Here is an 11659-nt window from a genome sequence, read left to right as displayed (position 1 = left end):
GCAGGAGAACGTGCTGCCCCCAAAATGAGCGCCCCGCTGGTCCGTGAGCTGGCCGCCGACGGCTACCCCGTCGCGGTGACCTGCGAGGTGCTGGGCATCGCCCGCTCCAGCTACTACGAGGCCGTCGCCCGCCCGCCCTCCAAGCGGGCGGTGGCCGACGCCGAGCTGGCCGTCACGATCGAGCGCGTCCATGCCGACTCCCGTGGCACCTACGGCGCCCCGCGGGTGCACGCCGAGCTGCGCCTGGGGCTCGGCCTCGCGTGCGGGCGCAAGCGCGTGGCTCGGCTGATGCGCGAGCGGGACCTGGCTGGGGTGTGCCACCGCCGCAAGCGAGGACACCGACCAGCACCGGCCACCCACGAGGACCTCGTGCAGCGGGTGTTCACCGCGGACGCCCCGGATCGGGTGTGGTTCACCGACATCACCCAGCACCGTGCGAGCGACGGGTGGGTGTACTGCTGCGCCGTGATCGACGCCTTTTCGCGGCGGATCGTGGGCTGGTCGATTGCTGACCACATCCGCACCGAGCTCGTCGTTGACGCTCTGGAGATGGCCCGCTGGCAACGCCGCCCGCCACCGGGCACGATCCTGCACGCCGACCGCGGCTCCCAGTACACCTCCTGGGTCTTCGGCCACCGCCTGCGCGACGCCGGCCTGCTCGGGTCGATGGGCCGGGTCGCCTCCAGCGTGGACAACGCCCTGATCGAGTCGTTCTGGTCCACCATGCAGCGCGAGCTCCTCGACCGCCACGACTGGCCCTCACGAGTCGAACTCGCTGCCGCGATCTTCGAATGGATCGAAGGCTGGTACAACCCCCGCCGACGGCACTCCACCCTCGGCTACCTGTCCCCGCACGAGTACGAAGCCCTTCACACCGCCGCCATCACCGCGGCATGATCACCACACCGAAACTGTCCGGGAAACCGGGTCAGGCTCCGGTCAGAGCTCGTGGCGTGCGGAGCGCGCGGCGAGGGATGCTCGGTGCAGTCGCTTGGGTGTCGAGGTGGCTGTCGCCCTGCGCGAGCGGGACGCCGCGGTCGCGGCGGCTGAAGCGCGCGCGGCGGCGGCGCTGGCCGGTCTGACGGAGGCTGAGGGGCTGTCGCTGACGGAGGCGCTGCGGTGGTGTGGTGGTCTCTTAAGCGGGACCGAGGCGGCGCGTCTGCGGCGTGCCGCGCGCCGGACGGCGGGGCTCGAGCTCGGCAGAGACGACACGACGTCGGCGAACGCCCCAGCCCCGTCAGCCCAGGACTGACACGCGTGACGTGGCGGGTGGGCGCCCGTCGTTGAGCGCTCGGCTGGCGGCGATGAGTCGTTCGTGAGCATCGCCGAGGCCGAGGGTGGACAGCGCCTGGTCACCGTGGGTGGGTTGCGGCCGTGAGGGCGTGGAGCGTGCCCACGTCCACCCGTACGAGAGGCCGACGATGACGGCCGTGACGACAGCCATGAGCGGGTGCCCGGTGAGGGCGCAGTTCGTGACGGCGAGCCCGCCTGGGACGGCGCGCAGGTGCCACATGCCGGTGAGGAGCGGGCCGCGTGGCAGCGCGAGGATGGTGGCGGTCGCACCGGCGGAGAGCAGGTCCCACGGCGCGCGCACGACAGCTCGCAGCGGCCGGGGCCGGGCATGACCCGAGAGGACATTGGCGGCGCCGTGGATGAGTGTGGCGGCGGCTTCGGGTGGGCTGATGGTCCCGCGGGCCAGAGCGCTGCAAAGGCCTTCGGGCGCGATGACCGTCCGACGTCCTGACGTGTCTGCGGTCAGGTCACGGTCACCACGGCGCACCAGGAGGATGACGATGGGCGGTCCGTGCTGAGCGCGGCACATCAGCGTCAGAGCAGGGGCGAGCAGTGTCTGCTCGTCGGGGGTGGGCGTGCGGCCGCCGGCGAGGTAGCCGCTGAGCCGCTCGTGGCGGCCCGTCGCGACGAACAGCGCGAGCACCGCCAGGGGGACTGACGCAAACGTCCCGATCCGCGCCAGGAATGGCGGCAGCACGCACAGCCAGATCGCTGCGCCCGACATGAGCGGAACAGCCTCGCGCAGGGCGCGGCGAACGCGGATGATGGTCATGGCTACCTCCAGCGGCTCGTTGGGCCTCCTGGGGAGGAGAACCCAGGTGCTCCCCACGGTCCTCCTCGGCACCGTCAGCGTGTCTGGTCGTCTGAAATGGCAGAGTGGCCTCGGTCTCTGGCGGACGCCGGCGTCCACCGGAGCTGCGTTCTACCCCTTGGGAGTCATGACTCCACGATCTGTGTCGACGGCGCCGCTTCGGTTGCTGCCCGGGGCGACCGTGGAGGCGGGGATCGAAACCCGGTTGGTCATCCTTTTGGAGGCGTTGGGTGACGAGGCGACACGCGTCGAGGGACCGCAGGATGTCCGGCGGCACATCGTCAGTTGCCAGGCGCATCACCTGGCGGCCCACGTTGCCCTGCTCGTTGGCTGGCCCGCGGTGGATGACCGTCGTGCGACACCTCGGTTGGGTATCGCCGAGCTGACCCGCGACCTGCGTGATGTCGTCGCGAGGCTCCCACATGGTCGGCTGGACCGACGATGTGCTTCGTCAATGGACGATCTCCTCGCTCTCGCTCAGGCGGTGGGTCGGTGAGGGCCCAGGAGTCGCGCAGCGTCGGGGAGCTGCTGACTGCGTGCGACCGGGACGTGCGCGAGCTGCTGACCGAGCCCGATCGGTTGTCAGCGGATGAGCTGGTGCGGGCATGGCCGGAGATGGTGCAGGCAGGGCAGGAGCTGATGGCCGCTACGCGTACTCCGACCGGCCGGGGGTGGGCGGATCCGGTTCGCGTTGACGAGGTGGCCGAGCGCCTTCGGGTGATGAGCGACGGGCTGCACGCGCAGCTCCTGCAACGAGGCTGGCCGGGTGCGGGGGTAGGGGATCCGCGGCTCGTCGCGGTCAGCGATGTTTTCGTCGTCGTGCACGACCGGGTGCAACGGCGATGGCGGCCTCCGGTCATCGAGCGTTCGGATGTCGCTGCGGATGCTGCGGCGGTACGAGCGCACGTGCTGCACACCCTCTACGTGGGGACTCACGCGGTGCTGCTGGCTGTGAGACGGGAGACAGTAGATGTCCGGGCTCGGCCAGGCGCGGCCACCCGCGTCCGGTCGCGCCGGCTCGCGGCGCTCCGGTACACCGATGGTCGGCTCGAGTCCGCGGAGCGCATGCTCGCAGGTCCCGTCTACCGGGTGTATCCAGCGGCTCTCGCGGGCCAGCACGTCGAGCAACCGCGTCCCGGCCGGATCGATGCGGCCCTGGGACGCTGGGATCTCGCAGCCCACCACGCGTTGGCGCGTTCGCCACATCTGGGCACGTTGCTGGAGATCAGTCGGGTGCAGGCGGCGTCGACCGCCATGACGCGTGCTGTTCTTGCCGCTGTCGACGACGGAAGCCGGCAGTGCACGACGTCGGAGATCGACGCAGGCCTGGCCTCCGCCGCGGCCGCGTGGCAGACCCTGCATGCAGATGTACGCACCGCGACCGACGTTCCGGACCGAGCGATCGCACCGGAGCTGACCGCCGCGGGCGCAGAACTCATCGCCGCGTTCTCCGAGGTGCTCACGATCGGGACGGAGAACGCGAGTGCGGCGGCGATACGCCGGGCGACGAGCACGAACGTCGTTTCCGCCCTGTCCGGGGCCGTCGCGGCCCAGGTCGACCTTGCCACGGCGGTCGTGGACACCGTGATGAGTGAACCCCTCGAGCTGTCCGCACACGCAGCGCGGGACCTCGCGCGCCGAGTCGACCTGACCGCACCCAACGGCTCACTGAGAGCTGTCGTCACACCCGCAGGCGCGGCCCCCGACCGACGGGCGGCGTTGCCCCCCGAACTTCGAGACGTGCTCCTTCACCGCGCCACGCACGTGCGACGACTCACCGGCTCTCTGAGTTCGATGCCGTTCGCCCACAAATCAGTTGACGTCGTAGAGGGTGAGCGGGTGAGGCAGACCGACAGGGTGCCGTCGCTACAGGCGACGCGACTGACGGTGGCGGGCCGCTCACGCTGAGCCTCCCCGGGGGCCGTGAGCATCCTTGGGCGGGGCGTGAAGGAGAGCTACGTTCGGATCGTGCAGCAGAGCCATCCTGAGCTCGACTGGGTCGCGCGCCGCCGGGCCGGTGAGACCGCCAGGACGATCGCCGACCGTGCCGGCGTCCCGGAGGAGATGGGGCTCGTCGCCACGGAACGCCTGAGCGGGCCGTTCGACCCACCCGCACGACAGGGGACGTACTCCGTCTTGAGCGTGACTCTGCTGCAGGGCAGAAACCGTCGGTGGGTGGAGGACCGTCGGCGGGGCGTGCGAGTGAAGGACATCGCCGAGCGTGACGGGGTGACTCACCAGAGTGTGACCCGGGCGACTCGCGCGTGGGGGCCCTTTCCGGCGCAGGAGTGCGTAGATGCCTGGGTGGAGGCCCGCTCGCGGGGTCGCACCATCCGCTCCATCGCGGATGAGTTCGCGATCCTGCCCAGTGTGGTGCAGCGGCTGACTTCGTCGCGCGGCCCGTTCCCGCGTCCGTTCACCGGGATACCCGAGGGACTGGAGACGCTGCAGTCGATCGCCGTTCGAGCGGGGGTCACTCACAGGGCCCTACGCCACTGGCAGCACCTGCTGCCTCCTGCGGACTGGGTGACGCACAGGGGGAGGCAGGTCTGGCTGTCCGCCACCATCGACCGATGGTTCGAGGGTCCGACCCTCGACTACTGCGATCTCTGCGGCGCCCGGCCGGTGTCGCTGGCGATCCACCGGGGGCAGCGACACGCTGAGGCTGACCCGTCCACGTCACTGGACGGCCTGTAGGCGGCGAGCGGAGGCGACGGCAAGCGAGCGCGGAACAACGGGGAGGAACGGCGAGGCCTACAGCGACGTCGGAGAAGCGGAAAGGGGATTACAGGTGAAACCGTTGTGGGGGTTCATCACTCCGCTCGTGGTGTGTCTCGGGGCGTGTACGTCTGCGCAGGAGCCTGAGCCGCCGATGATGCCAACTCAGCAGGGCTCACCCACGTCGACCGCGCTGGCACCCACACCCAGCCTGACGCCATCGCCATCGCCATCGCCGTCGTCTTCCTCGCCGAGCCCGTCGGATGAGCCGGATCTGGACATCGCGGTCCGCGACGGCTTCCTAGCTGTGCGGTATACCTGCACCTACGTCGAGGACTCATTTCAGGCGGACTGGATTGACGAGGCACGTCGAGCCAAGGATTTCGGCAAGCCGGACCGGACCGAGCGCTACACCAACGATGCCGCCGGCGGACGTGCCGACCTGATCTTTGGCAAGGCGTTCAATGCCGGTGTCGGCTCGAAGGACCCCGTCCGCGTCAGGTCACGCCTCGACGGTCCCGGCCGGTTGACGATCTGGGTGACGAAGCCACACCCAGCGAAGGGCCTTGACCTGCAGGCAGCAGGACGGGGGACGCTCAACGATCTGGGGACCATGATGAGTAGCCGGCGATCGGCGAGCGAGGGCAGTTGCAGCCTCAGGAGTGCAGACCCCCTTCCGCCCGTGTACGTCGGCACGCCGGATGACAGATGAGTCTGCTGGACCGCGGGCGTAGCGCGGAGGGGCGGCTTACTGGGACGGGGGCGCCGCTGCGGTCTTCGGGGCACCCGGGGGTCGGCGAGAGACCCCGCCTTGGTCCAGGGCGCGACGGATGGCACTTGTTGACTGCACTACGTGAAGCGCGCGTCGAGAAGAGCTGGACGCGTGTCGCTAAGACGTGAAGATGTGCACGCTGTCAGGGTGCGAACGTGACAGAGGCTCGCGATGTCCTCGCCATCTCACTCTCGAACTCGATGAGCGTGCAGGAGGTGCCCAACCTCTGTTGGGCAGTGGTCGACGAGAACGGAGTCGCGATCGAGCCGATAAGGGCATTCGTCACCGAGCTCGCTGCGAACGGCACGTCTCCGTCGACCCGGCGTTCGTACTGCCACGACCTGCTGCGTTGGTGGAGATTCTGCGCCGCAATCGGCGTCGCCTGGGACGAGGCCAGGACGAGCGACGTCAGGGACTTCGTTCGATGGCTTCAGGCGAACCCGAATCCGCAGCGGCGGCGACGAGGTCGTGTGGCGACTCGGCCGCCGGCGGGAAGCATCAATGCCGTCACAGGGAAGACGTACCTTCGGGACGGCTACGCGCCCAGGACCATCAACCACGCCCTCTCGGTCCTATCTGCCTTCTACACATTCGCGTACGAGGACGGGTTCGGCCCGTGGAACCCGGTGCCCAGCACGCACCACGACGGCCGTCTCCCCGTCCGACGAGGCCGGTACCGACAGAAGGTGCCCACCCTCCAGCCGCGAGCGATCTCTGAGGAGAACCTCCAGGACCTGTTCGCCACCCTCCGCAACGACCGCGACCGCGCGTTGGCGACGCTAGCTCTGTCCTCAGGAGCACGCGCTGGCGAGCTGCTCTCGATGACTGTGCGCGGGATCGATCCAGGCCCGGGTGTCGTCGCCATCGAACCCAAGGGCGGCCTCGGGACCCGGATCTGGGTCCCGGCCGCGCCGGAGTCCTTTGTCTGGGTAGCGCGCTACATAGCGACCCGTCCGCTCTATGCGGACGACGGGCCGCTGTGGTTGACGCTCCGGCCTCCGCACCAGTCCCTGGACTATTTCGCGCTCCGCCAGGTCCTCGAGCGCGCGAACAAGCGCCTCGGGACCAACTACACGTGGCACGACTTCCGGCACACCTTCTCCCACCGGATCCTGGCCGACGAGAGGATGACCTTGACCGACGCCCAGGCGCTCATGCGCCACCGGAACCTCGACACGCTCAAGGCTTACTCGACGGCCCGGCTCGACGAGCTGGTCTCTGCCCTGCACCGGCACCTGTCCAAGCCGCCCCCGGCGCCTCCGCGCGCGAGCATCGCCTACGACGCGTCCGACATCGCCGTGCTCTTCCCGGGACTCCAGGCATGACGCGGCGTGGACCGTCCTCCACCGTGGCGGAGGCACTCGCCGACGGCACTCTGGTGACGGCATCACGCGAGGTGCTCTCTGCCGTCCTTGAGCCGCTGGCGGCGGCATTGCTGCCTGCGGGTCCGAAGCTCGCCGCCACCGACGTGCGGGCAAGCCGGCTAGTCCGACGGCTCCTGGACTGGCTCAAGGAACAGCCCGGCGATGACTGGCAGCAACGGTGGGAGAGCTGGATCGGCCAAGGCGAGCAGGACTGGCGACCCAGCCCCGGCTCATCAGGACAGGGCGTGAAGTGGGAGACCTCCTACGCGATCGACGCCCTGATCATCGCGGGCGCCGTCAGCCCGTCCTACGAGTGGATGATCTCCAAGACTCGGATGCGCCTCTGGAAGGACTGGGCGACGCACCACGAGCCGGAGAACTACGCGCAGATCGTCGACGCCGTAGAGCGACGCGGCGGCTTCCGCGCCACGACCCGGGTCGTCACGCTGCTGGCCATGATGTCGATTTGGCTGCGGAAGACAGTGCCTGACCTAACAGCGCAGGACTTCCGGGACCTGCGCGAGATCTACCACGCTCGTGGGATCAGGCACCACGGCCTCCCGAAGGCCTGGACCGCCTGCAAGGACGTCGGCTTGCTCCCCGGCGAGCCTGCCTCCTACGCCGAGGTCACCCACGTCGACAAGATAACGCCGGCCCAGCTCGTAGACCGTCACGGTGTTCGCGACCCGCGACTGCGGAGGGTGTTCATCGCCTACCTCACCGAGATGTCGGTCTCGTGCGACTACTCAACGCTCAACCAGCTCGAGGCGATCCTCGTGAAGAACTTCTGGGGGAACATCCAGCAGCACTACCCCGACATCGACACGCTGCACCTGACCGCGGAGCAGGCGACGGGATGGCGGACCCGGATCAAGACCCTCGACAACGGCAAGCCCCGGAAGGACTGGGCGCAGATCATGGACCGGGTGCGCACCTTCTACAACGACCTCGCCGCCTGGGCCATGGAAGACCCGGGGATGTGGGCGGAGTGGGTTGCCCCGAACCCCATCCCTCGCTCGGCCTTGAAGGGAGCGCGCAGCACGAACACCCGCCGTCAGCAGAACGACTTCAAGCAGCGCACGCGGACCCTCGCCCCGTGGATCCCCCAGCTCGTCGCCTCGGTGACCGCTGACAAGGTCCGCATGGCCGAGCTCCTGGCCGCGGCAGAAGCAGTAGATCCCGGCACCACGTTCCGTTTCGAGGACCAGCAGTGGCTCCGACGAGACCACCTGCTCAGCGCAAGAGGGACGCCGTCCTACACGCTGACAACGACGCTCGTCGTGGACCCTGCGGGAGACGTCCTCAACCTCTCCCACCTCGAGCACAAGGCCTACTGGACCTGGGCAGCTCTCGAGGTGCTCCGTCACGCCGGCCTGCGAATCGAGGAGGTGCTGGAGCTCACCCACCTGTCCGTACGCCCCTTGCGCAAGCAGGAAGGGCAGATCGTTCCGCTCCTGCAGGTCGCGCCCTCGAAGACCGACGAGGAGCGCATCCTGCCGATGAGCCCAGCGCTCGCCAAGGTCATCAGCGACATCATCACCCGCCACCAGACCCGCCACGGACAGATCCCGTTGTTGCGCCGTCTCGATCGCTCAGAGCGAGAGTTCAGCCACCCCCTCCCGTTCCTGTTCCAGCACCACTTCGGTACCGGTTCCGGGTCCGTCTTCAGCGACACCACCATCCGGAAGTACCTCGCCGCTGCCGCAGCCCGCGCCGGGCTCCGCGACAGCGATGGGACCCTCCTCCGTCCCACACCTCACGACTTCCGCCGGCTCTACCTGACCGAACTCGTGGCGAACAAGCTCCCCATCCACATCGCCGCGCAGCTCGCCGGCCACCGCAGCCTGAACACGACCCAGGGGTACGTCGCGATCTACCCGCAGGACGTGTTCGACCACTACGACGAGTTCCTCGAACGCCGCCGGGCGGTCCGCCCGAGCGACGAGTACCGCGAGCCCACAGCTGAGGAGATCCAGGTCTTCGCCGACCACTTCGGGCGTCGCCAGGTCGAACTAGGCGACTGCGTGCGCCCCTACGGCTCCGGCTGCAAGCACGAGCACGCGTGCATCCGCTGCGACTTCCTCGCGGTCCACCCCGACGCCAGGCAGCGACTCGACACCATCGAGGTAGACCTCCAGCAGCGGATCGAGACGGCCAAAGAGCAGAACTGGCTGGCGGACGTCGAGCAGCTCCGGGTCACGATGCGCCGACTCGGTGAGAAGCGCACCCAGATAGCACCTGCCGAGACCCCCGGCCTCGACGAGAGCATGTCCGCCCTGCCCGCGTGGGACGTCCCGGACGTGGCGGTCTCGATGGAGAGCTAACTCGGCCAGCGTCACCACACCCCGAGTCCGGCGGCATCTCGCGGACAGCATGCCGATCCGAGGCCCCGGCGTGATGGCTCTCGCGTTGGCCGTGCTGTACCTGGTCCAGATTCTGAGCTGACGCGACCGCCGGGTGGTCAGCGTTGGTACCTTCGGGCTATCATCGCCAGATGACGATGAAAACGACTGAGAGCGATACCACTTCCGCTGCGGTCGAGGCGTCCGCACTGACCGCCGCGGCGTGCCTGTTCCACGGGTTCAGCGACCGCTCCCGGCTCGCGATCGTCCAGCACCTCCTGGCTGGGGAGCACCGCGTCGTCGACCTGACCGGCCACCTGGGCCTGGCCCAGTCGACCGTGAGCAAGCACCTGGCGTGCCTGCTGGACTGCGGCATCGTGGCCGTCCGGGTCCAGGGCCGTGCGTCTGTTTACTCCTTGGCGCACCCCGAGGCCACCCTTGAGCTGCTGACCGCCGCCGAGCGGGTCCTGGCTCTCACTGGCGACGCGGTGACCCTGTGCGCCACCTACGGCGCCACTCACCAGCCGCTCGATGAGCATCCCAACACCACGCCCGCAGTGTCCGAGGAGTCGACTCGATGAGTGCACACGTCCACGCTCCCACCGAGCCCATCTCCCAGGAGGAGCGGGCCCGGCTCGGTCGCCGCGCGCAGCTGCTCGCCGCGACGTCGGTGACCTACAACGTCCTCGAGGCCGTCGTCGCCATCGCCGCCGGCCTGGTCGCCGGGTCGGTCGCCCTCGTCGGGTTCGGACTCGACTCCACCGTCGAGGTCTCCAGCGGGCTCATCATCTTGTGGCAGTTCCGCCACAAGATGCCCGAGGCCCGCGAGCAGCAGGCGCTGCGGCTGATGGCGTTCTCGTTCTTCGCCCTGGCCGCCTACGTCGGGTTCGAGTCCGTCCGGGCACTGCTGACCGGAGCGGACCCGGACACCTCACCGGTCGGTATCGGCATCGCCGCCGCGTCGCTGCTGGTGATGCCGTTCCTGTCCTGGGCGCAGCGCCGCACCGGTCGGGCACTCGGCTCCAACGCCGTCGTCGCCGACTCCACCCAGACGCTGCTCTGCACCTACCTGTCCGCCGTGCTCCTGGTCGGCCTCGTCCTCAACGCCACCCTCGGCTGGTCCTGGGCCGACCCGCTCGCCGGACTGGTCATCGCCGCGCTCGCGGTCAAGGAGGGCCGCGACGCGTGGCGCGGTGAAGGATGCTGCGCCCCCGAAGGCGCCCACCACGCGACCGACGCAGGGGCGGACGACATCTGCTGCGGAGGCGGATGTACCGACGGCTGCTGCCAGCCCGCCAACGCGTCGATCACGTCGGCGGCCACTAGACATGACCTCCTGCAGATCCAGGTCGCCGACCAGCGCGACCAACGCTGATGCCGGCGCCGCCTGCGGTCCCTTGACGGGTGCAGAGAACGCTCTGGGTTCGTCCTGTGAGCTCGGCGAGCTCTCGGAGCGAGCGTCCGGCGGTGTAGTGCTCGCTGACGAACTCGAGCAGCGCTGTGCGTTGTGTGGGCGTCTGTCGCACCCCGGCGGTGCGGGCGAACTGAGGCAGGACAGTGAGGGACGGCCTGGTGGGATAGGGCACCTTGTCCTCCTTCAGGAATTCGCGACAGGCGTGTCGGCGGTCGGGCGAGCGGATCGACGAAAGTCAGGTCGTGGGGGCGATGGGCTGTGGTGGTGCGCCGTCTAGCACGGCGGCGGCCTGCAGCGGGTCGGTCCAGTAGTCGCTGTGGCAGTGCAGAACTCCGTCAGCGGTGGGGTCGGGGACTTGGATGTTGCGGTCGGCCTCAGGGATGACCGTCGCAATCGGGTCGGTGTCGCGCCAGACGTTGCTCCAGGTGTGAGCGGTGTCGTTGACCGCAGCGAAGAACGCCTGGTCGAAGTGCGTTGGGAAGAACTGCGAGTAGAGGCTGATAAGAGGGGAGCCGCACGTGACCAGAGCGAGGCGGGAGCCTGGCGCGTGCGCGACGTGCCATGACGTCAGGACGGAGCCTTGGCTGTGCCCGACCAAGACGGTTCTCGCGGAGCCAGCATCGGGGACTGCGCGGCGGATGGCTTCCAGTGCTGCGGGGCGGTAGGAGCGGGCAGCCAGCGGATGGGTGCTGATCGGCCAGTAGCCGATGACGTCGCCCACGAACGCAAGCACTTGAGCGATCTTGGCGCGCACGCTGGCGTTGCGCAGAGTGAACAGCGCGGCGGTCAAGACGGCACCCGAGGCCGAGACCAGGACAGTGACCAGCGGACCAGCCTCGAAGGACTGAACGTTGTTGACGATGCGGTAGCCACCCCAGCGGTCGGCGAAGACGCCCACGCCCAGGCCGAGCAGCTCCACCAGGAGCAGGGTGGCGATCGACACGA

General features: G+C 69.0%; 12 protein-coding genes. 9 read left to right on the top strand and 3 right to left on the bottom strand.

Annotation, left to right across the window (positions count from 1 at the left end; all coding sequences use genetic code 11):
• The coding region (locus tag KMZ30_RS18075) for an IS3 family transposase (RefSeq protein ID WP_215520088.1) at positions 1-897 on the top strand (897 nt) is incomplete at its 5' end.
• A gap of 106 nt (positions 898-1003) precedes the next feature.
• Positions 1004-1252 carry a hypothetical protein gene (locus tag KMZ30_RS18070; RefSeq protein ID WP_215513868.1) on the top strand — a complete coding sequence of 83 codons (249 nt, stop codon included), beginning with the start codon at positions 1004-1006 and terminating at the stop codon, positions 1250-1252.
• Here the strand turns inward: KMZ30_RS18070 and KMZ30_RS18065 are convergent.
• The gene (locus KMZ30_RS18065) at positions 1238-2065 is read right to left on the bottom strand and encodes a hypothetical protein (RefSeq protein ID WP_215513869.1); all 828 of its coding nucleotides are present in this window, start codon (positions 2063-2065) and stop codon (positions 1238-1240) included. The genes KMZ30_RS18070 and KMZ30_RS18065 overlap by 15 nt on opposite strands.
• Before the next feature lie 588 nt (positions 2066-2653).
• Here KMZ30_RS18065 and KMZ30_RS18060 point away from each other — a divergent pair.
• The 7 genes from KMZ30_RS18060 to KMZ30_RS18030 all read left to right on the top strand — a co-directional run bounded on the left by KMZ30_RS18060 (position 2654) and on the right by KMZ30_RS18030 (position 10675).
• Positions 2654-4012 (top strand): hypothetical protein, encoded by a 1359-nt coding sequence (locus tag KMZ30_RS18060; protein WP_215513870.1) that lies wholly within the window; start codon positions 2654-2656, stop codon positions 4010-4012.
• Positions 4013-4048: 36 nt separating this feature from the next.
• A complete protein-coding gene (locus tag KMZ30_RS18055) occupies positions 4049-4801 on the top strand; it encodes a hypothetical protein (protein WP_215513871.1) in 753 nt (250 codons plus the stop codon).
• 178 nt (positions 4802-4979) lie between these two features.
• A complete protein-coding gene (locus KMZ30_RS18050; RefSeq protein WP_215520087.1) occupies positions 4980-5534 on the top strand; it encodes a hypothetical protein in 555 nt (184 codons plus the stop codon).
• 215 nt (positions 5535-5749) lie between these two features.
• Positions 5750-6919, top strand: coding sequence for a tyrosine-type recombinase/integrase (locus KMZ30_RS18045; protein ID WP_215513873.1), 1170 nt, complete (start codon positions 5750-5752; stop codon positions 6917-6919).
• A 23-nt stretch (positions 6920-6942) separates the two neighbouring features.
• Positions 6943-9282, top strand: a complete 2340-nt coding sequence (locus KMZ30_RS22480; protein WP_215513874.1) for a tyrosine-type recombinase/integrase — start codon at positions 6943-6945, stop codon at positions 9280-9282.
• 170 nt (positions 9283-9452) lie between these two features.
• Positions 9453-9881, top strand: coding sequence for an ArsR/SmtB family transcription factor (locus KMZ30_RS18035; protein WP_215513875.1), 429 nt, complete (start codon positions 9453-9455; stop codon positions 9879-9881).
• A complete protein-coding gene (locus tag KMZ30_RS18030; protein WP_215513876.1) occupies positions 9878-10675 on the top strand; it encodes a cation diffusion facilitator family transporter in 798 nt (265 codons plus the stop codon). The genes KMZ30_RS18035 and KMZ30_RS18030 overlap by 4 nt, the downstream gene beginning before the upstream one ends.
• Here the strand turns inward: KMZ30_RS18030 and KMZ30_RS22680 are convergent.
• Together KMZ30_RS22680 and KMZ30_RS18025 are read right to left on the bottom strand one after the other, a co-directional pair.
• Positions 10623-10826, bottom strand: coding sequence for a helix-turn-helix domain-containing protein (locus KMZ30_RS22680; RefSeq protein ID WP_372449525.1), 204 nt, complete (start codon positions 10824-10826; stop codon positions 10623-10625). The genes KMZ30_RS18030 and KMZ30_RS22680 overlap by 53 nt on opposite strands.
• 123 nt (positions 10827-10949) lie before the next feature.
• A complete protein-coding gene (locus KMZ30_RS18025) occupies positions 10950-11657 on the bottom strand; it encodes a hypothetical protein (RefSeq protein WP_215513877.1) in 708 nt (235 codons plus the stop codon).
• Positions 11658-11659: the final 2 nt, after the last annotated feature.

This window comes from Phycicoccus mangrovi (genome assembly GCF_018729305.1).
Taxonomy (GTDB): Bacteria; Actinomycetota; Actinomycetes; order Actinomycetales; family Dermatophilaceae; genus Phycicoccus; species Phycicoccus jejuensis.
This window is presented reverse-complemented; position numbering and strand designations above follow the sequence as displayed.

Coding starts and splice junctions, on each gene's coding strand:
- KMZ30_RS18065 (WP_215513869.1), bottom strand. CDS start 2,065: ATGACCATCATCCGCGTTCGCCGCGCCCTGCGCGAGGCTGTTCCGCTC.
- KMZ30_RS18050 (WP_215520087.1), top strand. CDS start 4,980: ATGCCAACTCAGCAGGGCTCACCCACGTCGACCGCGCTGGCACCCACA.
- KMZ30_RS18035 (WP_215513875.1), top strand. CDS start 9,453: ATGACGATGAAAACGACTGAGAGCGATACCACTTCCGCTGCGGTCGAG.
- KMZ30_RS18030 (WP_215513876.1), top strand. CDS start 9,878: ATGAGTGCACACGTCCACGCTCCCACCGAGCCCATCTCCCAGGAGGAG.